This is a genomic window from Saccharospirillaceae bacterium (assembly GCA_022448365.1).
Taxonomy (GTDB): Bacteria; Pseudomonadota; Gammaproteobacteria; order Pseudomonadales; family Oceanobacteraceae; genus Bacterioplanoides.
The window spans coordinates 1,467,810-1,492,690 of record JAKVCS010000003.1 but is presented as its reverse complement, the minus strand read 5'-3'; the positions used below and the strand labels follow the sequence as shown (position 1 = coordinate 1,492,690).

The following is a 24,881-nucleotide window of genomic DNA, read 5'->3' as shown; positions in this document are numbered from 1 at the left end:
GAATAATAAAACAACAAAAGCCGCTCTGTGAGCGGCTTTTTCAAAAAACCATCAATAGCGATTAAAGGTTGTAAAAACCTTTGATGGTTTTACCAATAAATTCCGCACCTTGGGTGGCTGTATTGGTGGCAATATCGTATTCATAAATATGGCTACCTTCCGCTGTTTCTATGCTCAGGAACACTTTACCATCAATGATTTCCAGTGGTGATGTCCAACGCTTCTGGTGAATCGGAACACCGTCAACATCCGTCACAGTTTGTGCCTGTAAGTCGATCAATACCAGTTTCATTGTGTGGTAAGCTTTACCAAATGCCGACCATGCTGTTGTATCTGCTGTTTCATTAGGTATTTGGATACGTGCCAACACTTTATTATTGCCAATATCTGAGAACCAGAAGATCCGGCCACCATTGGTTTTCTCACTGATATTCAGGAAATAATCCGCATCAAAATCAGTTGTACCATTTTTGATTCTCAATATACCGGATGGCTTGTCAGAATTACTGGAGAAACCCGCGGCCATACCACCATTTGACATGGTATAGATATCACCATTTGCCAACTGGATCATGTTGCTCGGATTACCATTAACACCGATATGACTGGTTCTGGTATCTGATATCAGCTTTTCAGGGCTGGCATTTGCAGTGAGTGGGTAATTATATACCGCAACAAACGCAGTATTTTGTTCGGGCGTAGCGAAGTTAGAGCCACCTTCAGAATCATCCAGTTTGTGATATGCGATAAACATTTTATTATCCCGCACCTGAATGGCAGATGGCGCTGCGACCGTGCCCTGACCGCGAACACCGGTATCCGTATCGTCAATGGTGTATGGGATTTTTGCAGTAGCCCGACCATTAGCAGCATTCACCACGTACATTGTATTGGCAATATGTTCTCCGCTACGAGGTAAGTGAGTTGCCAGGAAGGTGTCATTATCAACCTGTCCAAATACTTCCAGTGGTTTGTCAAACAGGAAAGTATTTAACTCTTCCAAATCACCGTCTTCATTCTGGTGATAAGATGTGGTTTCCTGTTGGTTATAACCGGTAACAAACAGTGTGTCGCCAACACGGTAATAGAAATTCCAACCGATTTGCTCGTCACCAACTCCCTGAGACGATACTGTTTCAGTCTTCAGATCAGTCTCTTGAATGAGATACTCTGGTTCTCCCTGACCTGTGGTTTTCAACGAAAGCGTTATCGTTTCGACTGTATTATCACCGCCCTGGTCGGGTTTTGGATCGGTCTTTTCCGTACTGTTATTGTCGTCGCTACCACAACCAAGCAATGATGCAGCCGTAAGACTTATTAATAGAAACTTATTTGACATAATAAATGTTCTCCGAAGATCAGTATGAATATCTGAGTTTTAAGTAGAAAGCTCTTCCCGGCTTTTGAATTTTAAAGTTATCGAATGCTTTCGCATCAGAGATATTGTTAACGGATAACGTGACGCTCAGGTCTGGATTCGAAAATTCATATTCGAAGTCAAGGTCGTAAATCTCCTGGCGAGGAATTATGTGTTTTTTATCTTTATCGCCATCGCTTTCCCAATAAAGAAAATACTCTTCAACAAATGCAGCATTGAGATACACAGAGAATTTATCGAAGTTTCTGAAATGGTGACTCCAGCCGCTTCTGGCATTGGCAAACAGATATGGCATATTCGGCATTCTGTCGCCTCTGTGGGTGTTGATTACACCTCCGGTTGATGCTGTCTGGTCGGTAATTTCCTGTCGTGTTACGTTCAGTTTCAGGTGATAGCGATTATCGTAATCCAGTTTTAATGCAAACTCTCCGCCGACAATATCAACATCATCAATATTGAGGTATTTCCCCCTGATGACTTCTACCGGGAAGAACTTGATAAAGTCATTGGCTTTCCGATAAAACAGGTTTAATTCGGAATTGAGGTAAGTCGACCCTGAAAATTGTGTGAAAAGAAGGCCAAGATTATAGTTATCGCTTTTCTCGGCTGTGATGTCCGGGTTTGCCAGAAGGAATTTTCCATTGCCCAGTACTTCATCGGGCTCAGGTAAGCGATAGGCCTTCTCATAAGAAAGCTTCGACGTTAAAAACTCAGATATTTGATATCGTACGGCAAAACCGTAACCCGTCATATTCAGGTTTATATCAGAGGTTTTTAAATCGGTTGAGAAGTCTTTGTCGCGAACGCTGCTGACTGTCGAGTTAAAATCATAGTGTTTAATAAAGGTATTGGCATTCACCGTATCGGAGAATACGTCGTGTGAGTAATCCAGCGCATAGACCGTTTTGGTGACAGTGTTGGTATTTTTAAGCAGGGTTGATGTTGGCTGTAGTGTATCTTTACCAGAGCGATCAGTATCTGTATTGGTTATGCTGATACCAATACTGTTGTTCTTACCAGGGAAGTAGCGCGCCGAAATATTCGCTCTGAATATCCGATCAGAAACAGTCTGTTTGGACTTGTCAGAAATTTCTCCTAAGTTTTCGTTACCTGGAGTAAAGCTGCCATCCCAGTTGTAATTACGCGAACTGGTATCATTAAACCCTTCATCAATGTCACCGAAAAGCAGATAACTCTTTAGTGCAAAATCATCGTTATTAAGGCGGTGTGTCAGACTGGTCAGTAAGGTTTCGTTATCACTGTATAGCTGTCCGTACACATCGTTAATATTGATGTCTGGGTGCTGAATCTGATTTCGGTTGGATGCTTTGATGACATTAAACGATAGTTCATCAGCCCACGTTCGATTAGCCAGGCCGGCTTTCACATTCATCATGTGCGAGCTGTATTGGTCATTAAATCGTTTCTCAGTTTTTACACCGATTTCGTTACCAAGCTCGTCGGTATCCAGAATTTCGTCCATGTCATAATCATTATCCGAATGGTTGTAGAATCCGGTCAGACGAACAAAGTACCGATTTTCAGAGAAGGTTTTCTGGCTGTTAAAAGAGATCCGTTGGGTATTAAAGGAACCATAGCTGGCGGCAGATGAAAAAAAGTCCTGGTTAATATCCGGCGTTTTAATATTGATGGCGCCTCCCAACGCATCTGCGCTGAGAGAAATAGGAACAACACCTTTGTAGACATCAATGCCATTGACCACATTGATTGGAAAGTCGCTTAGCTGCAGAGACGTACCGAAGTTTTCCATCGGAATGCCATCAATAAAGTAGCGAATCTGATTGCCGGAAAGGCCATTAATCGACAGCTCTGAGTCAGCGCCAAGGCCACCATTGCGGCGTACATTAATACCAGGCACCGTGTTCAGAACTTGTTGCAGGTCTTTGCTGAAGTTTGCGAACTCAGCGACATCGATCTGTTCAACATGGAAACCACTGTTTTGCAGCTCGATGCTCTTCGCGGGATTGCTGTCGTCGCTGACGGTCACGGTATCGAGTTCGGTTTGATCTGCTTCTACGCAGTATGAAAAGCCAATGGCGGCGGGCAGCAGGAATAAACGTACAACAGCAGACTTCACAGGAACATCCGGGGCAACAAAGCGGGTGGCTTAATCAGTTCCCATCGCCCCACAATGGGGTAAATGAGACCTATTCTCGGTTGCGGATTATGTCGTTCTGCTTAATCGGAAACTTTGCAATTTGGTGCATGGTGCCGTTGCGGGTCGAATTATTGTTGATGTTTCTGTTGCCGTATGGGAATCCAGTAATCAACTTGTTGTCTTCCGGAGTTGTCGTCAGTGAAGTTCTGATACTCCTCAATATCAAAGCCTTCAAACGCCTCGTAAGGTGAGTGATTGAGCCAATGCAGAATAAACCAGTTGATGGTGTCTGGCAGCGTGGCTAGGTCGCCGATATGACTGACAACGGCATACAGCTGTCGCGGCACATGCAGGTGTTTCAGTGACGGGTTTGTCAGGGGATGATCCGTTGTTTTACCAACCCAGTAACGCAAACGTCCGTCAATCGGGTCACCAACATCAATCACAGCCAGCAGTGTGTCGAGTGGATCAAAGTGACCGTGCATGGCCTGCCAGTGTTGCGGGATTTTTTCAGCGAAATCCGCTTTTGGAGAGTAGAGTCCATAGGTTTCGCAGTAGTCGCCCTCCAGAGTAAACGCTTCACGCAGTTCCAAACGGATGGAGTGGTTGGATACTTGCTCAAGTGGAAAGCGAATGCCGGAGGGGATTTGGGCTTTGCGATACTGCCGGGGCGTGCACTGGAAGTGTTGGCGAAAGGCACGACTGAATGTGGCTTCTGATTCAAAGCCGGCGCTCAGGGCAATATCAAGGTGTCGTTTTTCGGTCGAAAGCAATTGAGTCGCTGACTGACTCATACGCAGTTGGCGTATGTACTGAGCCACCGAGAGTCCGGTATGCGCCTGAAACACACGTTGTAGCTGCCAGCGCGACCAACCGCTTACCTGAGAAATTTCGTCCAGGCTGAGGTCGCCGCCAAGATGGCAATCGATATGGTGTAGTACTTTATTCAGCCTCTGCGACTGAGCACTGAGTGTTCGATCCATAGGAATTCACAACGACTCTTGTTGCGAAAGAGTATCATTTGATTACCTGGCAGGATCAAGCTAAGGACAGCAACCTCTGTGTAAAGATTGAACTTTACCAGCTGTTTTGATAATCTCCGCGCTCCATTTTGTCCGTTGATTTGCCAGGGCTTTGTATCTGGTCAATCTCCTGCTCTTGTTGGCAGTGAGGACAAACTCCTTGCCTTACCGGATGGGCCGGAAGGCTAAAACCCATAGGGAGCTGACAATGCGTCACTACGAAATCGTTTTTCTGGTACACCCAGATCAGAGCGAACAAGTACCAGCAATGGTAGAGCGTTACACCAACACTATCGAAGCTGACGGTGGTCAAATTCACCGCTTCGAAGACTGGGGTCGTCGCCACCTGGCTTACCCAATCAACGACGTTCACAAAGCACACTACATTCTGATGAATGTTGAGTGTTCTCAGGAAGCCCTGGACGAACTGACTACCAACTTCCGTTACAACGACGCTGTTCTGCGTAACCTGGTAATCCGTCGTGATGAAGCTATTACTGAAATCTCTCCGATCAAAGCTGCTGAAAGCCGCGAAGATCGTCGTCGTTCTGAGTCTCGTCAGGAAAACACTGAAGAGAAAGCAGAAGCACCTGTAGCTGAAGAAGCTGCTGAAGAGACACAAGCTGAAGACAGCGCTGAGTAATAGGAGATTTAATCATGGCACGTTTTTTCCGTCGTCGTAAGTTCTGCCGTTTCACTGCTGAAGGCGTATCCGAAATCGATTACAAAGATATGGATACTCTGAAAGGCTACATCACTGAAACTGGCAAAATCGTACCAAGCCGTATCACTGGTACCCGTGCTAAGTATCAGCGTCAGCTGTCTACTGCAATCAAGCGCGCGCGCTACATTGCACTGCTGCCGTACACCGATCAGCACGACAACTAAGTTGATTGATCCAAGCTAGCTGCCTCGCTGACGCTTGGTTAACGCAGAACTGGATCTCAAATTAGGTTGAATGTGATGAAAAAATTGGCTCAATGGGCCATGTCCGGTCGCTGGCAGGCAACTGTCGCGGCCGGTGCTTGTTTGGCTGTACCGTTGTTGTTTTGGCTGGGTGCTGCAATTTTAGCGCTGGTCATTTTACGGTACGGCTGGCAGCAAGCCGGTCAGGTTGTGTTGTGGGCGTTATTGCCGGGGATTACCTGGTTGGCCATGGGCGATCCGACACCTTTGTTAACTGCTTTGGGCACCAGCGCCCTGGCGGTGATGCTGAGGGCAAGTATCCGTCTTGATTGGACGGTAATTCTGTCGTCAGTGTTGGGCATTGTGGTGTATTTTCTGTTGCCGTCGATGTTGCCTGAAGTATTACCTCAGGTAGTCGCCAACAGCGAAGAAGCCGTAATCAAAGCGTTGGGTGATCAGCCTGAAATGGCTGCTCAGATCAAACCTTTGGTTGGTCCGCTGATGAGTGGTGCGCTTGCCGCATTGCACTCGCTGGTATTTATGTTGTGTCTGTTACTGGGACGCTATTGGCAAAGTACCTTTTATAACCCGGGAGGGTTTGGTACCGAGTTCAAACAGCTTCGACTGCCGTTGGCTTTCACATTACCGGTGATTCTGGTGATGTTCAGCGCCAGTCAGTTGGATCCTGAGCTGGCAGGGTTGATGCCGGTATTTACCATACCGCTGATGCTCGCCGGACTGGCTCTGTTCCATGGCCTGGTCACGCAGACCAAAGCCAGCCCAACCTGGATGGTCGTTATTTATATCGGCTTATTCGTGTTAGGGCCTTACATGTACACATTACTAATTTTCGTAGCGTGTCTGGATAGTGCTTGGAACGTCCGCGCGCGACTACCAAAAGACACGGCAGACTGATTTTATAAGCGGTCTCAGCCCTGTAATGAGGAATTAAAAAATGCAAATTATTCTGTTAGAAAAAGTAGCAAACCTGGGTGAACTGGGCGAACAAGTAACCGTTAAGCCGGGTTATGCTCGTAACTTCCTGTTCCCACAGAACAAAGCAGTTCCTGCTACTAAAGCAAACGTTGAGCAATTCGAAGCTCGTCGTGCTGAGCTGGAAAAAGCAGCTACTGAGAAACTGGCTAGCGCTAACAGCCGTAAAGAGAAAATCGAAGGCATCGAACTGTCTGTTGCAGTACGCGCAGGCGACGAAGGTAAGCTGTTCGGTTCTCTGGGCAACCGCGATATTGCAGAACTGGCTACCGAAGCCGGCGTTGAACTGAGCAAGTCTGAAGTTCGTCTGCCGACCGGTCCTATCCGTTCTGTTGGTGAGTTCGACGTTGCGATCCACCTGCACGCAGAAGTAAACGCTGTTCTGAAACTGCACGTAGTAGCTGAATAAGCCGCTGGGTGAGAATCGCGAAAGCGTTGCTGAGTATTCAGCAACTCGCAGCGTTGTTTAATGACAGCGCTGCCAGAAAAAGGCACTATTAGATTCTTTCTGATAGTGCTTTTTTTATTGCCTCTTGTTTGTGTTCTATTCGAGGTTCTGAATAAGGCTTGTCTCTGGGTTTTCTGAAAACAGATCTGTATGTCTGACTTTATAAACGACGATTACATTCCGGAAGCCGATTCCGATAACGGCGCTGCTGGCGGTTCGCGTACTCCCCCGCATTCGGTGGAGGCTGAGCAGTCTGTGCTGGGGTCTCTGATGCTGGATGAGCGCGCCTGGGAGTCCGTTTCCGAATCGACCGTTGACACCGATTTCTATCGCCACGATCACCGTATGATCTTTCGCGCGATTACCCATCTGGTGAAGTCTGAGCAACCGATTGATGTAGTCACGGTTGCTGAAGAATTAGAAGAGCGCGCCCAGCTTGATAAAGTGGGCGGCGCGGCGTACCTGAGTCGCCTGGTGGACATGACGCCATCCATCGATAACTGTGCTGCCTACGCTGAAATCGTACGTGAGCGTTCGCAGCAGCGTCGTTTAATTGAAGCCGCCAGCGAGATGATGGACAAGGCCTACGAGCCCGACGGTGCCACTGCACTGGATCTGTTATCTGATGCTGAAAAGTCGATTGCCCAGATTGCTGAAGGTAACCGTCAGGATGGTGGCCCTCAGGTAGTAGCGCCGATTCTGAAGAATACCCTGGATCAGCTGGACGAAATGTTTAACCAGCCGGATGGTCTGTCGGGTTTGACCACAGGCTTCACCGAAATCGATAACCGCACTTCCGGTTGGCAGAAGGCCGATCTGGTGATTGTTGCTGCGCGTCCCTCCATGGGGAAAACCACTTATGCCATGAATCTGGTGGAAAATGCCTTAATGGGAACCAAGCGTCCGTGTTTGGTGTTCTCGATGGAGATGCCATCAGAATCGATTGTGATGCGGATGTTGTCTTCTATTGGAAAAATCGACCAGACCCGGATTCGTAGCGGTAAGTTAATCGACGAAGACTGGCCAAAGCTCTCCGCCGCAGTCAATCTGTTAAAAGACTTGCCACTTTATATCGACGATACCGCCGCATTAACGCCGCAGGAAATGCGTAACCGAGCGCGTAAGGTGTATCGCGAAAACAATAATGACCTGGCCATGATCATGGTCGATTACCTGCAGCTGATGCGGGTGTCAGGCCCATCGGAAGGTCGTACTCAGGAAATTTCTGAAATTTCGCGCTCGTTAAAAGCGATGGCGAAAGAATTTAACTGCCCGATGATTGCCCTGTCGCAGCTTAACCGCTCGTTGGAGCAACGTCCGAACAAACGCCCGGTAAACTCCGACTTGCGTGAATCCGGAGCGATCGAGCAGGACGCGGATATTATTCAGTTTATTTACCGCGACGAAGTGTATAACGAAGATACGCCGGATAAAGGCGTGGCAGAAATTATTACCGGTAAGCACCGGAACGGTCCGATTGGTTCTGACCGTTTAGCGTTTATTGGTAAATTTACCCGATTTGAAAACCTCGCCCACGGTTATGAGGGCGATGACGATTATTAATCTGAGCTGATTAAGAAATAACGAATCAGTATTTTTCGAGAGCAGCTACAGGATGTAGCGCTAGGATCAAGCGGCCATGGGTGGCCCACTGATCCGGCGGTAAGAAAAATGGTGGTTTGTTGTTTCGATAGGCGTTGGACAGTGCAGAGCAATAGTTATTTTTCAGCCGCCGCCCCGAAGGCACATCCATGTGCCTGCCGGGCGGACGCAACATCCTGTTGCTGCTTTTGAAAAACAACCATCACTCTCCACTTAATACATTTCAGCGGCCAATGCTTTGTAAAATCAGTTCGTTTTGTGCAACGCACAACCGAATATTTGGTTCTATTTATGAATTTTACTCCTGAGCTGCAATTTGAAGGTGCAGACTTCCGCGGCCGAGTTCGTTCTTTGAGCGACGACGATCAGGCCAACCTGTTGAATCTGTATCAACATCCGGAATTACCCGGTCAGCGTGCTTTAGATCCGCAATCCGATCAGGCTAAAGAACATATTGCCCGCATGATTGAACTCAGCGTACAAATGGCCGCCACCCAGCGCGGCATTATGTGGGCGCTGGAAATCAACGACGAATTTCAGGGGATGGTGAGTGTGTTCGATTGGCAGCCATCTCATTTGCGTGCCACCTTTCGTGTTGATGGCCTCGAGGCGTTAACCAATCAGCAGCGTGCCAGTGCGCTGGTTGTTTGTATGGACTTTATGGCTGAGAAATACCATTTGCGTAACTTCGCATACCAATGGATTCAGGGCCAGGATAAAGAGCTGTTAGCCATGTTGGAAAATATCGGTTTTGAGCGCAGCGCTACCCTGCGTGATGGCTGGAAGTTGGTGTCAGACAGCGGCGAAAAATCTTACGTCGATACAATTTGCCTGAATCGTATCCTTGGATCAGACGTGGCTGGCCGTAACGAGGGAGAAGCATCATGAACTGGAATTTTTCGACTGCCAATTTTTCATTACGTCTGCCAGATGCCAACCAGGATAACGATGCCCTATACGAGTTGCTGAGTCAGCCAGGTGTAATGGCTCATATCCCAAAAGCATCGATGTCGGTCTCCGCACAATCACTGGATGAGCTGCGCCGGGTGGCCATGCGTTTCGAAGTGCGGGAGAGTGCGTGTTGGCTGGTTGAAGGCAGTTTTGACAAGCAGCTGATTGCACGGGTTGGCGTTCAGAAAATTAACTGGATGACGGATAGCGCACAGTTTTGGTGGGAACTTAGTGATAGAATTGATTTTACTATTCTGGCTGAGGTTATCCCGGCCGTGATGAATTTCTGTTTTGATGAATTGAAACTCAATCGTCTGGAAATGCGTGTTGTTTCAGGTTCAATACTTCACGAAGAGTACCTGAAACAAATTGGTTTCCAGTATGAAGGTTGCTTGCCAGCTCAGCAGGAGTTCGAAGGTAAAACTATCGATCTGGCGCTTTACTCCTTTTTAGCAGGAGATCGCCGCTAACTCATTCTGGAGCATGGATGCTTATTATATCGGCGCTTTTAATGGTTTTAATCAGCTTACCTGCCAGTGCGGGTAAGCTCGATGATTTCGAAAAATCGGCCACCAAGCCGAAATCTGAGAAACGATCTTCTTCTTCATCCTCATCTTCTGACTCATCCGGTGGCTTTGCCAGTTCGCTGCTGGAAGCCCTGCTACGACCGGTTATTGAGGGTACCGCACGCATAGCCGTCGATCTGACGACCGCTGGTACTGCTGGCAGTATGCAGAAAACGAATAAACGTTTGGGCAAGGACGTTGAGATTCCGGATTTATCAGAAGACGCTGAATCTGAATTTGGCGTGCCTTTGTTGCAGCTGGATGTGGGTTACGGTTCCGGGTCTGAGATTCAATGGAGTGACCTCCGGGCTGAAACCGGCTTAGGGCCTTTTAGCCTGTTTATGAGAAAATCCCAATACGTCGAAACGAATGAAGAAGACGACTTGGAAATCACCAATTTTGGGTTTAATTACCGGCTGCTTTTTAGCAATCGTACTGAGATCAGTCTTGGAGTGGGTGATTATGAACTAGACGGTAATAAAACCTATAAAAGTGGTTCATTTCAGTTCAGCATTAACCATCAACTCAGAAAAAATCTCGGCTTTGAATATTCGCGTGTTTCTGTAAGTGGTAATAACCTGAACCTGGCTGATAGTGAATACTCTCTTTTGTATGGTAAAGATCATTGGTATGCGCGGTTTTTTTATCGCAGTATGGATACCACTGATACATCGCTGGATGGTATTGGCATGGGACTTTCTTTAATCTATTAAAGAAATCGTTAGACCGGCTGTTAGGCCAATTTTTTTATTAAGGAAATATAAATGGATTCTTTATTAAACATCATTTTCTCAGTTGAAGTCTTTGCGCTGATTCTGGTGATTATTCTGCTGAAAAGCAGCATCAAATTTGTACCACAAAACCGTGCCTGGCTGGTTGAGCGCTTTGGTAAGTACCAATCCACCAAAGAAGCCGGCCTGAATTTTATTCTGCCGTTTATTGACCAGATTGCCGCGGATCGCAGCTTAAAAGAGCAGGCGGTTGACGTACCCAGCCAGTCAGCCATTACCCGTGACAACATCACGTTATCGGTGGACGGTGTGTTGTATTTCCGTGTGTTAGACCCGTACAAAGCCACCTATGGTGTGGATGACTATGTATTTGCGGTGACCCAGTTAGCGCAAACCACCATGCGTTCTGAGCTGGGTAAAATGGAACTGGATAAAACCTTCGAAGAGCGTAGCCAGTTAAACGCCTCGATTGTAGAGTCCATTAACGAAGCATCCGAGCCCTGGGGTATTCAGGTACTGCGTTATGAAATTAAAGATATCGTGCCACCACGTTCTGTGATGGATGCGATGGAAGCTCAGATGAAAGCCGAGCGTGTTAAGCGTGCCCAGATTCTCGAATCCGAAGGTGATCGTCAGTCGGCCATTAACGTCGCGGAAGGTAAGAAGCAGGCCCAGGTTCTGGCGGCAGAAGCGGATAAGACCGAGCAAATTTTACAAGCCGAAGGTGAAGCTCGTGCCATTCTGGCGGTTGCCGAAGCTCAGGCAGACGCGTTACGTAAGGTTGGTGAAGCGGCAGATACTGTTCAGGGTCAGAAAGCGATTCAGCTGGATCTGGCAACCAAAGCCATTGCTGCGAAAGAAGCCATTGCCCGTGAATCGTCAGTGGTGCTGCTGCCAGAAGATAAAACCGACGCCAGCTCGCTGGTGGCGTCTTCTATGTCGATCATTAATTCTCTGAACAAACAGCAGAATTAAGAAAGGTATTTATTATGGAATTCTTCCGTTTAGAAAATATCGCTGAAATTCTGATGATTGTGGGAATCGCCGCTTTGATTATCGAAGTGGTGGTATTGGGGTTTTCTACGTTTGTTCTGTTTTTCCTCGGAATCTCATTACTACTGACGGGCGTTGCCATGAACCTGGGTTTTCTTGAAGCCACGTGGATCACAGCAATGTGGAGCAACACCTTACTCACCGGTGTATTGGCTGTTTCTTTATGGAAGCCGCTGAGCCGAATGCAGAATAAGGTGGGTAGTAAAGAAGTGGACAACGATTTCGCCGCCGATACTTTTGTTTTGGAAGGCGATGTGGATATGCAGGGTAAAACTACTCGCGCCTATTCTGGCGTAGAATGGAAGCTGAAAAGCCAGCAACCGATTGCCTCTGGTACCGTAGTTAAAGTGGTTAAAACGGAAGTGGGTGTGATGTGGGTTGAAGCGGTTTAAGGACTGTTCTTAACTTGCTCTTTACCACCTGGAAATCGCCAGGTGGTTCACCCATCACGCAGCAATAAACGGATTATGGCGTGACGCCCCCGGCTATGTGGTGTCGCTGCCTGAAGAGGCGTCAGCTTTGCCGAAGCCTCGGATTAATACGTTGGTAAATCCAATCAGGAGTAGTTTTTAGCCATAAAAACTCTCAGATTGTTCATTGCCATCTTACGTACTTTGTTACGCAGTAACGGCGTCCAGCCCAGCAATAAACCTGGCAAACCCAGTGCCTGGCGACTCCAGCGCCAGAAATCAAAATAGTCGATGTGTTCTATAATTTTGCCGTCTTTAAATTCAAACTCGGCATCAATGATGTTATGAACAAAACGACCGGTCTGACTGAACAGGTATTTGGGTTCCCAATGAGCGCTGACCTTACCGTCTTTTTCAGTCACAGAAAAATCCATCGTCATGCTTTGAGAGCGCTCACATAACATATGCCACATGGCGCCTGGCTCATTGCCATTCAGCTCAAACGCCTCATCACGAAAGTAAGCATCCGGGTGATAGCAGGCTTTCATGGTTTCATAATCTAAATTCTGAAACGCAGTATAAAAAGTTTCGATCAGCTCTTTGTTGGTGCTCATAAAGTTGCTCTCGTTCTATCAGAAGAGTGGTTAACAGGCATCCAGTGTAGCGAATGCAGGTTCGTGTGGGTTGGTGGCATTTATGACTACATAGGTAGATAATCGGGACAAATCTGCTTCGAACTTCTGAGGTATCTATGAAACGCTGCGTCATTCTTGCTTTGGATAACAGCCCGCTATCCTCGATTTCCGGGCCAATGGAAATTTTGCTGTTGGCTTGTCGCCTGGCGGAGGCAAAGGACTGGCGTATTGAGATTGTTGCCGAGAATCGACAGCAGGTGCCTGGTAGCGGCGGTGTCAGCCTGACGGCCCATCATTGTATTAATGACATAAAACAAGCTGATGTGCTGATTGTCGGAGCGATTGGCGACCCAAGAATGCGCCCGGAAGGTATTGCGACAAAGACGCTGCAGTGGATTCAGGCTTTGCAGCGGCAGGGTAGCCAGTTAGTGAGTATTTGCACGGGCGCTTATGTACTGGCCTGTGCCGGGGTGTTACGCGGTAAGCGCGTAACCAGCCATTGGGCGGTAATCGACTGGCTGGCGCAGCAGTTTCCGGATTGTGATTGGCAGCCGGGCGCAATGCTTACTCAGGACGGACAGGTGGCTTGCTCCGGCGGAGCGAGTGCTTACCAGGACATGAGCCTGTTGCTTGTGCGTCAGTACTTCGGCGAGGCGATTGCCCGGCAAGTGGCCAAAACAGCATTAATTGATCTGGATCGGCACAGCCAATTGCAGTACGCCAGCTTTGTGCCGCAACGCCAGCATCAGGACCACTTAATTCATCAGGTTCAGGATTGGCTGCAACACCATGGCTGCGAGCAATTCACCCAGCAGGATCTGGCGGAACTGATTCACCTCAGCGAACGTCAGTTTAAACGACGCTTTAAACAAGCAACGCAACAAACACCGCTGGCGTATATTCAGGCGTTGCGCATGGAAGTGGCGAAAAATGCGCTGGAGACCAGCTTAAAGCAAGTCGATGTGGTCGCCCGCGAATGCGGGTATGAAGATGTGCGCTTTTTCCGCGAACTGTTTAAGCGTAATACCGGTCTGGCGCCGAGTGAGTATCGGGGGAAGTTTTCAGGCCATCAGCCGTAATGCGATTATTCGATATGCCTGCTTGGATCCTGACGACCGTGAAGTATCCGAATGATCTCTACTTTATCCGGTGTCACACGGTAATAGAGAGTTTGGCTTTCGACAGGCAGGCTTTTATTACCAGAGAGAAGTTCGGGCCGATCAGTGCCCATCATCGGTTGTTCGGTTAATAACCAAAGCTGAGTTTTAAGCTTTTCCAGATAACGATCCGACTGAGCTTTTCCCCACTGGCGCAAACCATATTGATAGATGTCTTTCAGGTCAGCTTTGGCTGCATCAGAAATAACCAGCTGGTAATCAGGTTTTGGCATGTCAGTCAGATCCTTTGCTGTCAGCCTTTAATATCCTCAAACAGAGCATTGAGAGCCTGCTTTGATTCAATGGTGGTGCTTTCGCCACGATCGAGCTGATCAGAGCCAACCTTAAGTTGTTCCCGTAACTGAGCCAGCTTCAGCTCCTTAACCCAGTCTTCATGAGTCTCCATAAAGCGCAGGGCTTCACGAATAACCTCACTGGCGTTGTTGTACAGGCCTGTTTCTACTTTGGCCTTAACACGGGATTCCAGCTCAGATGTAAGTGATATATGCATGATGACCTCGAAAAGCAGGCATTTATGGAATCATGCTATGAAGGCTTACAAAGATTGTCAAACTTTGGGAGTTTGATTTTTGTACAGTTCAAGTGTCTTTGCTATTTCAGTGCTACACCGCACCTGCCCGATATTGCCCCGGCGTCTTCCCTGTCCAGTTTTTAAACGCCCGGTTAAAGGCACTGGGCTCAGAAAACCCCAGTCTTAACGCAATACTGTTAATCGGCATCTGAGTGCTGGTTAGCCAGAATAAGGCAGCGTTGCGGCGTAAGCGCTCTTTAATTTCGGCATAATAATTCCCTTCCTCTTTTAACCGCCGCCGCAAGGTGTCGGTGCTTATATTTAACCGCCCGGCGACTTCGGCTGTAAGCAGGTGTATTACCTGGATGGCAGTTACGAGCTGCGCGACAGCCAGCATGCAACCGGTATTCAGAAACATATTAAATTGGGCAATTTGCGTGTTGCCCGTATCGAACTGCCACAATTACAGGCACAAACCCAGTTAGCCAAACACACCTTATCGTTTAACCCGGGCTGGAACCCGGTCTTCCTGCAGGTTGGCCCGGAAGGCAATAATATTTACAGCCAGCTGGGCGATATTCTGCCCAAAGTGCAGGAAGTGATTGGCTTTAATGCCGAGCAGCAAAGTTATCAACGCTACCAGCGTGACCGCTCTGCCGCGGGTCAGTTAAACCAGTTATCTGGCCAGCAGGCCTATTGGTTTAAAGTTGATGCGCTGGAATTCTTTGACTGGTCAATTGAAAACCAGCAAAGCATTGATGCGCTGCAACAACCCCAGGTACTTAAACCCGGCTGGAACTGGCGCAAATTATCGCTCAGCAAAGCGGTAAGCGTCGCGGATTTTGTTAAAAAACATCCAACGGTTTCAGCGATCTGGTATTTAGACCCGAGCAAGTCTGCCACGCAAGAGCGCTGGCAACTGTGGCTGAAGGGTGAAGATACACTGAATACCCTGCAACAGCTTACACCGGATACCCTTTATTGGCTGGCTTCCAGTCAGGAACTGCCATTAACGGACCCGAACGATGGGATTCTGGGCAGCCAGTTTAATCTGCATAACGACCACTTAGGGTCGGTGACCCTGACACTGGATCATCAGAACCAGATTGTTCAGCACAGTCCCAGTGCGGTTTGCCCAAAGTTAGCCAGCCTTATGGCGATGCCGCCAACCTGCAACTTTCTGCTGTTCAGCCGTATGGCTTCAGCGGTAAAGAACGCGATGATTCCGGCTTATTGTATTTTGAAGCACGTTATTACGATCCGCTAAGCGGGCGCTTTATTTCACCAGATCCGCTGTTTGGCGAGCAGATGGATAAGTGCCTGAGCTCGGTGATTGAGTGTAATTTGTATCAATATACCGGGAATAATCCGGTGAATGCAGCTGACCATGATGGCCAAGCATTTAACTTTATAGCGAAGTTTGTCGTTGATGTTGGTGTTAACGTAGCCTTTAACTATGTGACTACTGGGAACCTGAATGTCGCGTCTGCATTAAAAGAATCAGCAGAGGGAATTCTTGATCCGTCTAAAACAGTTCGGAAAGTTGCTAAGCTAGCGAAGGCTTTAAAGAAGGGGCGAAATAAACCTTCAGATGCGAAGAAACCTGGAAGCTGTTGTTTTGTAGCTGGAACACAAGTTCTGACAAAGGATGGCTACAAAAATATTGAAGACGTTCAATTGGGTGAGAAGCTTTGGGCCAAAAATACTGATACTGGAGAACAAGACTGGAAGCCTGTTACTCGAATTTTTGTAGAACCAAATCGTGATATTTATGAAATTAATCTGATTAGTTCAGATGGTTTTGAGCAAAAAATCCAAGCAACTGATGATCATCCATTTTATGTTGTAGGCTATGGCTGGAAGACAACAATTGATTTAAAAGGTGGTGACCAGATAGAAACGGATGGCTACGATGCGATGAGCGTAGTGTCGGTTATCGATGAAAACCGTCAGGACCTTACCTATAACTTTACGGTTGCTGACTTCCATACCTACTATGTAACCAAGAGAAATTTATTAGTTCATAATTGTAATTTATCTGATCGACCATCTAGGAGAAGTGAGTTTAGGAAAGCAAAAGAAGCAGCTGGGATACCAAAATCTGCTCAGTATCATAAGCATAAATATGTATATGATACGGAGAATCGAACAGTTTACTCCTTTAAAGTAGATGGAAAAAATAAATATGTGATACTCCATGAAAATGATAAAGGATTTGATGGAAGTAAACCTCGTGGCAAACATTTTCATGCGGCGGATGATAAAAAAGGTGACCCAAATGAAAAAGGTAGGTATAACCAATACAAAGGTCATTATCTTGAAAATAAAGATGGTTTTAAGTAAATGAATCGCCGAGAGGATTTTCTAATACGGAAAAATATTAGGAAGGTAGCTTCTTATGTTGGTGTTAACAGTCCTGAGGTAATGTTCGATAATGTTATAGATTTTTATCGTTGCTTGTGCTCGCGAATAGAGAGTGTATATGAAGTTAATGGCTTAGCTTCTAGTGAGAATTTTGAAGACGTTCTACGTTCGACTCATATAGCCTCATTGCGTGGTAAGATTATATATTTATTTTTCGTTGGGGAAGAGCGGATTGAATGTATCAGACCTATAGAAAGTGAAGTTACATTAGAGGAAGTTTCAAGAGCTGCATCAATTAACGGATTCTATGATGATGTTGTTGTTATAGACGAAAAAGGTTTTTCGTATTGTCTTCTGAGGAATGAGTATGATTACAGTTTATATTGTAGGTAACAGCAGGGGGAACAGGAGGAATAACTAAGTAACCAGGACACCAACTCTAGCATCTCCCTCGTATTGACCGGCTAACGGCATAAGTCTTCTCCTGAAAAAAACATTTCAGGAGAAGACTTATGCCGAAGCCCGGAAAGCAGCAAGTTTCGCTGGAAACCACGCTTTATAGGGCCCCAGCCCGATATTGCCCCGGCGTCTTCCCTGTCCAGTTCTCACGGCTAAACCCTGCGTTTTGCGATCAAGCGCATTCATATTAGCGCATAACCAACTACCCATGTGGATAACCGCTTTGCGCAGGTTGCGGCTGTTCATTGTCGGCGGTAGGCTGTGCGCTGGTTAATAACAATAATTTGAGTTTTGTATGTCTTCTTATCAGTCAGTATTTGCCCCGGGTTTGTTTAAAGATCAGGTGATTGTGATTACCGGGGGTGGCACTGGTATTGGCCGGTGTACCGCCCATGAGCTGGCCAGCCTGGGGGCCACTGTGGTGCTGATGGGTCGCCGTGAGGAAAAGCTTCAGGAAGTGGTGGCGGAGATCGAAGCAGACAGTAAAGAATCCGGCTCAGGTGGCTCTTATTACGGTCGGGCCGATTACCGGGTTGCTGATATTCGTGATGAAGAGCGGGTGATCGAAGCGATTGCCGATATTGTGTCGCAGCATGGCCGTATTCACGCGCTGGTGAATAATGCCGGTGGTCAGTTCCCATCCAAAGTCGAAGACATCAGTAAAAACGGTTTTCAGACGGTGGTGGAAAACAACCTGGTTGGTGGTTTTGTCATGTCGCGTGAAGTGTACAAAGCAACCATGAAAGAACATGGCGGCAACGTGGTGAACATCACCGCCGACTGTAATAACGGTTTCCCGGGTATGGCTCACACCGGTGCGGCCCGCGCCGGGATGGAAAACTTCACCAAAACCGCGGCCTGGGAGTGGGGCCGTTACGGCGTGCGGGTGAACGCGGTTGCTCCGGGTATTGTCGCTTCCAGTGGCTTAACCACCTACGACCCAATGACCCGCAAAAAACTGTTAATGGCGGGCGAAATGATGCCAGCGCGTCGTTTATGCACCGAAGCGGAAGTGAGTGCTTCCATCGTATTTTTATTAACACCAGCCGCCGCCTTTATTAACGGTGAGACCTTACACGTCGATGGTGGTGCGCAGTTTGGTTCCAGCCATATGTATATGCCGTTACCACGACCCAAAGAAAATAATGTTGAGTTATACGATGGTTTCCATCGTTCTAATCTTGATGAGTTACTTGCAGAATAAATAACTTAAAATTGTCAATCAGGCGAGTGGCATACCGTTGTAATTACCCTTGGGCTTGTTGTAAATATGCCACGCCTGCCGCTAGACCCAGCTGATAGTCCTGCTTTAACGCCTGAGGCTGACTGCCGACTAAGGAACTGGCCAAAGGCTGTTGCGGAAATATCTGATGTATCGTTACATCGGCGGGTGGGTTGTTAATAAACGCCAGATTTTTTTGATAGCTGTCTTCGTGGTGGGTAATCAAATCGATCACCTTCGGGCAGTAATGCTGACTACAAATCATTGACTTAATCTTATGTAACCAGGGCGAGGTTAAGCTGGCTTCTTCGCTGACGGTTCTCAGTACGGTAATCTCCCGCGCGCCACGCTGGTACGCTTCTTCAACCGGTAACGGTGCCGATAACCCGCCATCCACATAAAAATGCTCACCAATTTTTACCCCGCCTTTGTACAGCATGGGTAAGGCACTGGACGCCTTTAGCATTGCCAGCCAGTTGTCTTTATCGGGGGAGAAGAATTCAGCCCGGCGGTTATCACTGCGGGTGGCCGAGAAATACAACTGACGTTGCTGTAAGCGCGAATGTCCGCGGCTAATATCCAGCTGGCTGGCGGCGCTATTTAACTGATCAAAGTACCAATCCAGATCCACCGCGTGTTTACCAATTAACGAACGTTGCCATTTAAAAAACTGCGGCTGTGATGACAATTCGGTAATGGCATTCAGACCAAAACCCGGTTGGCAGGTCATATAGCTGGAAAGATTTTGCGCGCCAGCCGATGTGCCAATCAGAATTTCGAACGGATTAAAACCCGCGTTTAACCAGGCATCGAGAATACCGGCGGTAAATACACCGCGCTGACCACCACCTTCCGCAACCAAAGCCGTTTTAGCCGTGGGCAGCTCAGGACCGCAGCTGGCACAGGGACTGTGCTGCTGGATTGAGGTTTTGCTTCGTTGTTTGGAAGTGCTGGTCATGGCTAAGTCACTCCTGAATGATGAGTGACTCTACTGTATGCACTAACCTGCGAGCTGGATAATTGGTTAAGTTAAATCAGTCTATAGCTTTTACTGATAACTGCTGTTTCAGCTGCAGAAAGCCTTGCTGAATCGGTGTCAGCGGCGCTGCGATATTCATACGGAAGTAGAAATCGTTGTCGCTCTGGAACCAGCCTCCGGGTGATAACCCCATGCCCGCTGCAACCAGTGCCTGCTTTACTTGTTCGGCACTGAAGCCGGAATGCTCGAAGTTCAGCCAGATCTGATAGGTGCCTTCAGGCTGTGATAACAGCACGCCAGGCAGTTCTTTTTCGATAAAGTCAGTGATCCAGCTGAGGCTGTTCTCCAGATAGGCCAGCATCTGATCGAGCCATGCATCGCCATGGGTAAAAGCGGCGATGGTGGCGTAACTGCTCAGGGCATTACCATGATTCAGGTACATAGATTCCAGCAGGTTATTAAAGCGCTTATGTAATGCCTGATCTTCAATATAAATAAACCCGGTGGCGATGCCCTGCATCCCAAAGGTTTTTGCCGGGGAGCCTAATAATGCAATGTGTTTGCCGGGCTTGTCTTGCTGTTGCAGCAGAGAAACCAGGCTGGTAAATCGATTATTGTGCAGTAGAATATCGGCATGAATTTCATCGCTGATAATGGTGACGTTGTATTTGTCCGCCAGTTCCAGCACCCGATTCAGTTCTTGCGCTTTCCACACCCGACCTACCGGATTGTGGGGGTTGCACAGAATCATCACTTTTACGCCGTCGGCAAACTTCTGCTCCAGATCGGCGAAATCCATGCGGTACCCATTTTTACCGTCAGGGCGCTCGTCATTTATTAACGCGTTAGTTATCAGCGTGCGATTGGCATTGTTGATCAGTTTGCGAAATTGGTGATACACCGGAATCTGGGTCAGCACCTTATCGCCTTCGTTGGTCAGCTCGCGCACAATCAGCGACATGGCGGATAACACCCCTGGCGCCATAATAAAGCGCTGCGGGTTTAACCCAAGCTGATGACGACGCTGGAACCAATTTGTAAGGGCATTAAATACCTCGTCACCGACCATCTCGTAGGCATAGCGGCCACGATCAACCAGACGTTGCAGCTCGGCGGTAACAGGCTCAGCCACCTGAAAATCCATATCGGCAATCCAGTAAGGCTCTACCTCAGTCGTGCCATAAATGGATTTCAGCATGGCGCTGTTCTGGCGAATAAACTGATGTTGGTAGGCGCGATTGGTATTGTCGAAATCTGGCACAGTGTTTCCTCTCTGGTCGATGACTATGGCGCAAGCGTCGGGCAAAAGGCGAATCGATTTTCTGCAACGCTTTAGTTCGATGAGTGCTTATCGTTTTTTAATGGTGTTTGCAGCGCCGGAATGTCGGCGAATAATGCCGTTTAAATAAATTTCCGTCTATATTCTTAATAGTATGATACTGATTCGAGGCCGCTGTTTCTGCGATTCCGGAACTTTTCGATGCACTTAACGCAGCGCGAGTGCAGACATCACAGTCAATAGACTTGTAAGATATTGCATCCATTCTTCAATCGGATACCTCCCTGCAAAATGACGTGGTAATCACGTGCTTTCTGTATGTTTTTCCGGGTAAATTTTCAGCGCCATTGGCTGATAAACCAAGCCGGCTGATTCGCTTACCGCACCCGTACACTCAAACCCATATGTCTCATAAGCGGCAACCGAAGGTAGCGATGAGTTGACGGTAATCGTTTCAGCCGTCGCATGATTCAGGGCGGAAAGAATGAGTTTTCTTCCTGTGCCATTCTTCTGGCGATCCGGTCGAATAAAAAGCATCGCGACGTGACGTCCTTCTTTTAACTCGATGATGCCTTCGATGTTACTGCCATTTTGAGCCGCCAACATTAAGTTATCACCTTGCATTCGGTCAAAGAATGCATCGTATGCTGCGATATTCGAAAAGGTCGTAATCCCTTCGTCAGATACTGTTTCTGCAACAGAGTGTAGAAAAGATTCCATACAAATTGTACTAACAGCGTTAAGGTCCTTTTCTTCAAGTTCCCTGATGATCATCCATGCATGTAAACAAGCTCATGGGCAAAGCACTGCTCTCTGGGCAGAATTGTCTCGGCTTTTTTTAACAATGAGATAGCGCCTAGCAATCCAGCCATGTGGTCAGCACGGGTTCCACGTTAATCACCCTCTGGGGTGATTAACGTGGTTCTTTTTTGTGTTTCAGTAAACGTCGGCGAATAACGCCGTATTCGAATCAAGGAGATGATGATGTTATCAAAGTACTTTCTTTCAGCACTGCTTATTACCAGCAGTGTATTTTCAGTAAGCGCCTCGGCTTATTGGACAACAACCCTGAAAAACAGCCAATCTGCCTCTCATTTTGACGATATGTATGTGTATTCACAGGTATTGGATCAATGGCAGATTGAACCGGGTGACCATTATGTTTTTGGTCGTTTTGCTCCCTGGTCAATCAATACTCCGCTGATGCTGGCAATAAAACCCGGAAAAAAGTTTATGATCACAAGCCTGGTGACCAACCACAGTCAATGGTGGTATCACGGCTCCGGAACGTCGCTGAATGGCTGGCATACGCGGGCTGACGACTTTTATGTCAGTGGTGATTTTACCGGTAATGGCTACGACGAATTATTACTGGCCAATCCGGACGGGCGTTATCAAACGCTGCAGGGAGACGGTTCGGTAGGCGGCAATGGGCCATGGGTGTGGACCTCTCTGCAGTATGCTTCGAACGGCGATATTGATGCTGACGACCGTTTGCTGGCTGGTGATTTTGATGGCGACGGTATTGATGAATTATTACTGATAAAACAAAACGGCTGGAACCACACCATCAAATTTAATACCCAGACGTCTAACTGGGATATTATTTCGTCTGCTTCTAACGGACACTTACATTGGTGGCGGGTAGGTGCGGACGATACCTATGCCGTAGGAGACTATGATGGCGATGGTCGCGATGAATTACTGGCAGTCAATCCGAACGGTTGGGAACACACAATGGAGTTTGTTAACAATCAGTGGCGTTTTCAGTCGGGTAATAGTGGTCAGGGACGTGTGGCCTGGTGGAATATTGGTCAGACAGATATCTACACGACGGTTAAACCGCAGTTTCTGACGAATGAGCAAGTCATTGTCACCAATCCTGTGAACGGTTGGTCGCACACAATGAAGTATGAGAATAATCAATGGAAGTTTGAAGCGGGTAACGGTGGTGATGGAAAAATCGGCCAATGGCGAATGTCAGCAGACGACCATTATGTTACCCGCCAGCAGGGTTCCCGAACGTTTCTGATGATGTTTAGCACCTCAGGGCAGTGGAACGTGTTGCAATAGTTGTTGCTTTGGCCCGGTCACTTCAGCAATCCATTAATGGTAAAACCCGGTTGTGATTGCTGATGCATTCCGGGTTATGTGGCCTGGCCAAACAACACTGAGCGAACTGATGCTACACCGCTATAACGACTCGATCAGAGCCGCCAAGCGCTGTTTTTGCTCCTTATGATCGAGCGGCCGTTCAATGGTTTGTGGAATGGCTTTGGCAATCTCCATTTCCAGCTCCTCGCCGTTCTGAATGCGTTTTAACAGAATTTCATAGTTGCGTTTAAAAACCGGGAAGGCTCTCTCTTCGGCTGTATTGGCAATGAAATACCAGTCGCTGGCCCGTCCGGCAAAGTACACTGCCGGGTGGCTCCAGCGATAATCTTTTTTCGGTGATGGCGCCCGGCAGGCTTCAATGTATGCGGCATAGGCATTGGGCAAACCGAGGATTTCAGCGCTGTCGCAACGCTCCAGTACTTCATGAACGCTGGGCAGAAAACGGCTTTCTTTTACCGCTTTTTCTGCGGCGCGCATGATGACTTCACCGCTGTATTCCACCAGTAAACGCGACCATAGGCGCTTGGCCATGATCATGGTGTCGTAGTCGGGAAACGCCTTTAAAAACTGGTTGTGGTAGTTGAAGCGGAATAACTCAAAAATCTGATTAATGGCTTCTTTCTGTTCAACCGTTGCGTCCGGCTGGCTATCACCAGCTGGTGTCTTTGAGTCGCTGGACGCTTGCTTCAGCTGTTGTGTAACCCGGTTGATTACCTGCATGCTGGGTGTTTTGTCCATGTTGATCTCCCGCCGGGTTGTTGGTTGGGTGGTTGCTGGTTTGTGCCAAACGCTTGGCCCATTGTTGTTTCACATATTGCAGGAAGCGGCTGTTCCAGCTGGTATGTACCTGATTGGAATCGCGCCAGTAGAGGACGAATTCCGGCACCAGGCTGTGGGCAAACTGATGATCGATATGGCCCATCGACAGGATATCAAAGCAATCCGGATCGGGTTGCCAGTTTTCCGCGATACGGGTTGGTACGGTTGAGTGTTCTACCGACGCACTGTAGCGCGCCCATTGCTGACGCACGTGCTGAATAAATTTGCTGTTCCAGGTTTTAAACGCATCGCCACGCTCGGCCCAGTAGAGAACAAATTCCGGTACGGCATCATTAATAAATTGTGGATCAATACCGGCACGTTGCAGAATCTGGCAGGCGTCCTGGCTGGGGTGCCAGTTGTTTTCGATCGCTTTGGCTTCATCCGCCTGAACGTTAAACGCACTGCGATCACGCGAGGGTTGGCCCGCCTGTGACTGAAAAGCTGCCGGGTTGGCGTGCTTTCCGAACTTCTGTTGCTGAATTTGCTGCTGTTGGCGCGCGGCATCGTTCTGGGCATACACCCACTGACTTTTTACGTGCTGGAAGAAGCGGTGGTTCCAGTCGCTGCGATTGGCCCCTTGTTCCTGACCGCGCAGAATAAAGCCATCCAGTAACGACATGGCAAATGCACTGTTGATGCCGTGTTGCTCCAGGCGCTTCAGCGTGTCTGAACTGGGTTGCCATTGATTATTCAGCGGTTGATGAGGTGTCGGGACTTGTCCCGGGTTGTGGTGTGTTGCTGCAGCAGATTGAAATGTTGTCTGGGCTGAAGGCTGCGATTGCTGCAGCTGACCAAAGTGATACACCAGCCCTTCGCCATCCGGGAAAATGTCGCCCTGAACCTGAATCAGACCTTTATCGATCAGACTGCGTAACACCCGCCGAATCGAGACATCGTCCCAGAATGGCAGCTGATTACGTAACGCTTGGTTATGCAGCTGTGCCCGGCTTTGCCCCTGTATGCTGGCGGCATCGTTGAGTACTGTTAATAACACCGCTTCTTCCAGCCCAATAGTGGCCGCCAGTGTGGCAGACAAGGGGATGGTTTTATCGGTAAACAGCGGGTGGCTGGGCATGCAGTTTGATTCCAACAACAGGGGTTATTTGTATCTGCTCAGAGTTGCCTGATAACACACTAA

Annotated in this window: 27 protein-coding genes; 15 read left to right on the top strand and 12 right to left on the bottom strand. The window is 47.9% G+C overall.

Annotated features, from left to right (window positions below):
• Positions 1 to 61: 61 nt before the first annotated feature.
• The 3 genes from MK185_10445 to MK185_10435 form a co-directional block, all read right to left on the bottom strand.
• Positions 62 to 1,339, bottom strand: a complete 1,278-nt coding sequence (locus MK185_10445) for a DUF4374 domain-containing protein (protein MCH2041040.1) — start codon at positions 1,337 to 1,339, stop codon at positions 62 to 64.
• Positions 1,340 to 1,358: 19 nt separating this feature from the next.
• The gene (locus MK185_10440) at positions 1,359 to 3,476 is read right to left on the bottom strand and encodes a TonB-dependent receptor plug domain-containing protein (protein ID MCH2041039.1); all 2,118 of its coding nucleotides are present in this window, start codon (positions 3,474 to 3,476) and stop codon (positions 1,359 to 1,361) included.
• A 149-nt stretch (positions 3,477 to 3,625) separates the two neighbouring features.
• The gene (locus tag MK185_10435; GenBank protein ID MCH2041038.1) at positions 3,626 to 4,480 is read right to left on the bottom strand and encodes an AraC family transcriptional regulator; all 855 of its coding nucleotides are present in this window, start codon (positions 4,478 to 4,480) and stop codon (positions 3,626 to 3,628) included.
• A gap of 247 nt (positions 4,481 to 4,727) precedes the next feature.
• Between MK185_10435 and rpsF the strand changes: the two genes are divergently transcribed.
• The 10 genes from rpsF to MK185_10385 all read left to right on the top strand — a co-directional run bounded on the left by rpsF (position 4,728) and on the right by MK185_10385 (position 12,161).
• Complete coding sequence (gene rpsF, locus MK185_10430) at positions 4,728 to 5,162, top strand: 30S ribosomal protein S6 (protein ID MCH2041037.1); 435 nt, start codon at positions 4,728 to 4,730, stop codon at positions 5,160 to 5,162.
• A gap of 14 nt (positions 5,163 to 5,176) precedes the next feature.
• A complete protein-coding gene (rpsR, locus tag MK185_10425; protein MCH2041036.1) occupies positions 5,177 to 5,407 on the top strand; it encodes a 30S ribosomal protein S18 in 231 nt (76 codons plus the stop codon).
• A 75-nt stretch (positions 5,408 to 5,482) separates the two neighbouring features.
• Entirely contained in the window at positions 5,483 to 6,340 is an 858-nt protein-coding gene (locus MK185_10420; protein ID MCH2041035.1) for a hypothetical protein, read from the top strand.
• Between the two features lie 40 nt (positions 6,341 to 6,380).
• Positions 6,381 to 6,827, top strand: a complete 447-nt coding sequence (gene rplI / locus MK185_10415) for a 50S ribosomal protein L9 (GenBank protein MCH2041034.1) — start codon at positions 6,381 to 6,383, stop codon at positions 6,825 to 6,827.
• A 189-nt stretch (positions 6,828 to 7,016) separates the two neighbouring features.
• Positions 7,017 to 8,429: a replicative DNA helicase gene (gene dnaB / locus MK185_10410; protein MCH2041033.1), complete on the top strand. Its 1,413-nt coding sequence runs from the start codon at positions 7,017 to 7,019 to the stop codon at positions 8,427 to 8,429.
• Positions 8,430 to 8,759: 330 nt separating this feature from the next.
• Positions 8,760 to 9,356 carry a hypothetical protein gene (locus MK185_10405; GenBank protein MCH2041032.1) on the top strand — a complete coding sequence of 199 codons (597 nt, stop codon included), beginning with the start codon at positions 8,760 to 8,762 and terminating at the stop codon, positions 9,354 to 9,356.
• Entirely contained in the window at positions 9,353 to 9,889 is a 537-nt protein-coding gene (locus MK185_10400) for a GNAT family N-acetyltransferase (protein MCH2041031.1), read from the top strand. The genes MK185_10405 and MK185_10400 overlap by 4 nt, the downstream gene beginning before the upstream one ends.
• Before the next feature lie 41 nt (positions 9,890 to 9,930).
• Complete coding sequence (locus MK185_10395) at positions 9,931 to 10,698, top strand: hypothetical protein (protein ID MCH2041030.1); 768 nt, start codon at positions 9,931 to 9,933, stop codon at positions 10,696 to 10,698.
• A 51-nt stretch (positions 10,699 to 10,749) separates the two neighbouring features.
• Complete coding sequence (locus MK185_10390; protein ID MCH2041029.1) at positions 10,750 to 11,691, top strand: paraslipin; 942 nt, start codon at positions 10,750 to 10,752, stop codon at positions 11,689 to 11,691.
• 14 nt (positions 11,692 to 11,705) lie between these two features.
• Positions 11,706 to 12,161: an NfeD family protein gene (locus tag MK185_10385; protein MCH2041028.1), complete on the top strand. Its 456-nt coding sequence runs from the start codon at positions 11,706 to 11,708 to the stop codon at positions 12,159 to 12,161.
• Positions 12,162 to 12,325: 164 nt separating this feature from the next.
• Here MK185_10385 and MK185_10380 read toward each other — a convergent pair whose 3' ends face one another.
• The gene (locus MK185_10380) at positions 12,326 to 12,793 is read right to left on the bottom strand and encodes a nuclear transport factor 2 family protein (GenBank protein MCH2041027.1); all 468 of its coding nucleotides are present in this window, start codon (positions 12,791 to 12,793) and stop codon (positions 12,326 to 12,328) included.
• A 137-nt stretch (positions 12,794 to 12,930) separates the two neighbouring features.
• On the opposite strand from MK185_10380, the gene MK185_10375 reads away from it, so the two are divergent.
• Complete coding sequence (locus MK185_10375) at positions 12,931 to 13,893, top strand: helix-turn-helix domain-containing protein (protein MCH2041026.1); 963 nt, start codon at positions 12,931 to 12,933, stop codon at positions 13,891 to 13,893.
• Between the two features lie 5 nt (positions 13,894 to 13,898).
• Here MK185_10375 and MK185_10370 read toward each other — a convergent pair whose 3' ends face one another.
• The 3 genes from MK185_10370 to MK185_10360 all read right to left on the bottom strand — a co-directional run bounded on the left by MK185_10370 (position 13,899) and on the right by MK185_10360 (position 14,900).
• Positions 13,899 to 14,204 (bottom strand): type II toxin-antitoxin system RelE/ParE family toxin, encoded by a 306-nt coding sequence (locus tag MK185_10370; protein MCH2041025.1) that lies wholly within the window; start codon positions 14,202 to 14,204, stop codon positions 13,899 to 13,901.
• 20 nt (positions 14,205 to 14,224) lie between these two features.
• On the bottom strand, positions 14,225 to 14,482 hold the full coding sequence (locus tag MK185_10365; GenBank protein ID MCH2041024.1) for a type II toxin-antitoxin system ParD family antitoxin: 258 nt from the start codon (positions 14,480 to 14,482) through the stop codon (positions 14,225 to 14,227).
• Between the two features lie 112 nt (positions 14,483 to 14,594).
• Complete coding sequence (locus MK185_10360) at positions 14,595 to 14,900, bottom strand: helix-turn-helix transcriptional regulator (GenBank protein ID MCH2041023.1); 306 nt, start codon at positions 14,898 to 14,900, stop codon at positions 14,595 to 14,597.
• Here MK185_10360 and MK185_10355 point away from each other — a divergent pair.
• The 3 genes from MK185_10355 (at position 14,856) to MK185_10345 (ending at position 18,530) form a co-directional block, all read left to right on the top strand.
• Positions 14,856 to 15,770 (top strand): hypothetical protein, encoded by a 915-nt coding sequence (locus MK185_10355; GenBank protein ID MCH2041022.1) that lies wholly within the window; start codon positions 14,856 to 14,858, stop codon positions 15,768 to 15,770. The genes MK185_10360 and MK185_10355 overlap by 45 nt on opposite strands.
• On the top strand, positions 15,674 to 16,846 hold the full coding sequence (locus MK185_10350) for an HNH/endonuclease VII fold putative polymorphic toxin (protein ID MCH2041021.1): 1,173 nt from the start codon (positions 15,674 to 15,676) through the stop codon (positions 16,844 to 16,846). Before MK185_10355 ends, MK185_10350 begins: the two co-directional genes overlap by 97 nt.
• Positions 16,847 to 17,621: 775 nt before the next feature.
• Entirely contained in the window at positions 17,622 to 18,530 is a 909-nt protein-coding gene (locus MK185_10345; protein ID MCH2041020.1) for an SDR family oxidoreductase, read from the top strand.
• A gap of 43 nt (positions 18,531 to 18,573) precedes the next feature.
• Here MK185_10345 and MK185_10340 read toward each other — a convergent pair whose 3' ends face one another.
• From MK185_10340 to MK185_10330, 3 genes are all read right to left on the bottom strand, one after another.
• On the bottom strand, positions 18,574 to 19,506 hold the full coding sequence (locus tag MK185_10340) for a patatin family protein (protein MCH2041019.1): 933 nt from the start codon (positions 19,504 to 19,506) through the stop codon (positions 18,574 to 18,576).
• 76 nt (positions 19,507 to 19,582) lie between these two features.
• The gene (locus tag MK185_10335; protein ID MCH2041018.1) at positions 19,583 to 20,788 is read right to left on the bottom strand and encodes a PatB family C-S lyase; all 1,206 of its coding nucleotides are present in this window, start codon (positions 20,786 to 20,788) and stop codon (positions 19,583 to 19,585) included.
• A 321-nt stretch (positions 20,789 to 21,109) separates the two neighbouring features.
• Positions 21,110 to 21,580, bottom strand: coding sequence for a GNAT family N-acetyltransferase (locus MK185_10330; GenBank protein MCH2041017.1), 471 nt, complete (start codon positions 21,578 to 21,580; stop codon positions 21,110 to 21,112).
• A 210-nt stretch (positions 21,581 to 21,790) separates the two neighbouring features.
• Here MK185_10330 and MK185_10325 point away from each other — a divergent pair, with 210 nt between their 5' ends.
• A complete protein-coding gene (locus tag MK185_10325; protein ID MCH2041016.1) occupies positions 21,791 to 22,879 on the top strand; it encodes a VCBS repeat-containing protein in 1,089 nt (362 codons plus the stop codon).
• A gap of 120 nt (positions 22,880 to 22,999) precedes the next feature.
• Here the strand turns inward: MK185_10325 and MK185_10320 are convergent, their stop codons facing one another.
• Positions 23,000 to 23,659 carry a replication protein P gene (locus MK185_10320; GenBank protein MCH2041015.1) on the bottom strand — a complete coding sequence of 220 codons (660 nt, stop codon included), beginning with the start codon at positions 23,657 to 23,659 and terminating at the stop codon, positions 23,000 to 23,002.
• Positions 23,571 to 24,818 (bottom strand): DnaT-like ssDNA-binding domain-containing protein, encoded by a 1,248-nt coding sequence (locus MK185_10315; protein ID MCH2041014.1) that lies wholly within the window; start codon positions 24,816 to 24,818, stop codon positions 23,571 to 23,573. Before MK185_10315 ends, MK185_10320 begins: the two co-directional genes overlap by 89 nt.
• Positions 24,819 to 24,881 lie beyond the last annotated feature (63 nt).

What these genes read in the sequence shown, in the direction of transcription:
- MK185_10445 (MCH2041040.1), bottom strand. Translation starts at nt 1,339, where the DNA reads ATGTCAAATAAGTTTCTATTAATAAGTCTTACGGCTGCATCATTGCTT.
- MK185_10435 (MCH2041038.1), bottom strand. Translation starts at nt 4,480, where the DNA reads ATGGATCGAACACTCAGTGCTCAGTCGCAGAGGCTGAATAAAGTACTA.
- rpsF (MCH2041037.1), top strand. Translation starts at nt 4,728, where the DNA reads ATGCGTCACTACGAAATCGTTTTTCTGGTACACCCAGATCAGAGCGAA.
- rpsR (MCH2041036.1), top strand. Translation starts at nt 5,177, where the DNA reads ATGGCACGTTTTTTCCGTCGTCGTAAGTTCTGCCGTTTCACTGCTGAA.
- MK185_10420 (MCH2041035.1), top strand. Translation starts at nt 5,483, where the DNA reads ATGAAAAAATTGGCTCAATGGGCCATGTCCGGTCGCTGGCAGGCAACT.
- rplI (MCH2041034.1), top strand. Translation starts at nt 6,381, where the DNA reads ATGCAAATTATTCTGTTAGAAAAAGTAGCAAACCTGGGTGAACTGGGC.
- dnaB (MCH2041033.1), top strand. Translation starts at nt 7,017, where the DNA reads ATGTCTGACTTTATAAACGACGATTACATTCCGGAAGCCGATTCCGAT.
- MK185_10405 (MCH2041032.1), top strand. Translation starts at nt 8,760, where the DNA reads ATGAATTTTACTCCTGAGCTGCAATTTGAAGGTGCAGACTTCCGCGGC.
- MK185_10400 (MCH2041031.1), top strand. Translation starts at nt 9,353, where the DNA reads ATGAACTGGAATTTTTCGACTGCCAATTTTTCATTACGTCTGCCAGAT.
- MK185_10395 (MCH2041030.1), top strand. Translation starts at nt 9,931, where the DNA reads ATGGTTTTAATCAGCTTACCTGCCAGTGCGGGTAAGCTCGATGATTTC.
- MK185_10390 (MCH2041029.1), top strand. Translation starts at nt 10,750, where the DNA reads ATGGATTCTTTATTAAACATCATTTTCTCAGTTGAAGTCTTTGCGCTG.
- MK185_10385 (MCH2041028.1), top strand. Translation starts at nt 11,706, where the DNA reads ATGGAATTCTTCCGTTTAGAAAATATCGCTGAAATTCTGATGATTGTG.
- MK185_10380 (MCH2041027.1), bottom strand. Translation starts at nt 12,793, where the DNA reads ATGAGCACCAACAAAGAGCTGATCGAAACTTTTTATACTGCGTTTCAG.
- MK185_10375 (MCH2041026.1), top strand. Translation starts at nt 12,931, where the DNA reads ATGAAACGCTGCGTCATTCTTGCTTTGGATAACAGCCCGCTATCCTCG.
- MK185_10370 (MCH2041025.1), bottom strand. Translation starts at nt 14,204, where the DNA reads ATGCCAAAACCTGATTACCAGCTGGTTATTTCTGATGCAGCCAAAGCT.
- MK185_10365 (MCH2041024.1), bottom strand. Translation starts at nt 14,482, where the DNA reads ATGCATATATCACTTACATCTGAGCTGGAATCCCGTGTTAAGGCCAAA.
- MK185_10360 (MCH2041023.1), bottom strand. Translation starts at nt 14,900, where the DNA reads ATGCTGGCTGTCGCGCAGCTCGTAACTGCCATCCAGGTAATACACCTG.
- MK185_10345 (MCH2041020.1), top strand. Translation starts at nt 17,622, where the DNA reads ATGTCTTCTTATCAGTCAGTATTTGCCCCGGGTTTGTTTAAAGATCAG.
- MK185_10340 (MCH2041019.1), bottom strand. Translation starts at nt 19,506, where the DNA reads ATGACCAGCACTTCCAAACAACGAAGCAAAACCTCAATCCAGCAGCAC.
- MK185_10330 (MCH2041017.1), bottom strand. Translation starts at nt 21,580, where the DNA reads ATGATCATCAGGGAACTTGAAGAAAAGGACCTTAACGCTGTTAGTACA.
- MK185_10325 (MCH2041016.1), top strand. Translation starts at nt 21,791, where the DNA reads ATGTTATCAAAGTACTTTCTTTCAGCACTGCTTATTACCAGCAGTGTA.
- MK185_10320 (MCH2041015.1), bottom strand. Translation starts at nt 23,659, where the DNA reads ATGGACAAAACACCCAGCATGCAGGTAATCAACCGGGTTACACAACAG.
- MK185_10315 (MCH2041014.1), bottom strand. Translation starts at nt 24,818, where the DNA reads ATGCCCAGCCACCCGCTGTTTACCGATAAAACCATCCCCTTGTCTGCC.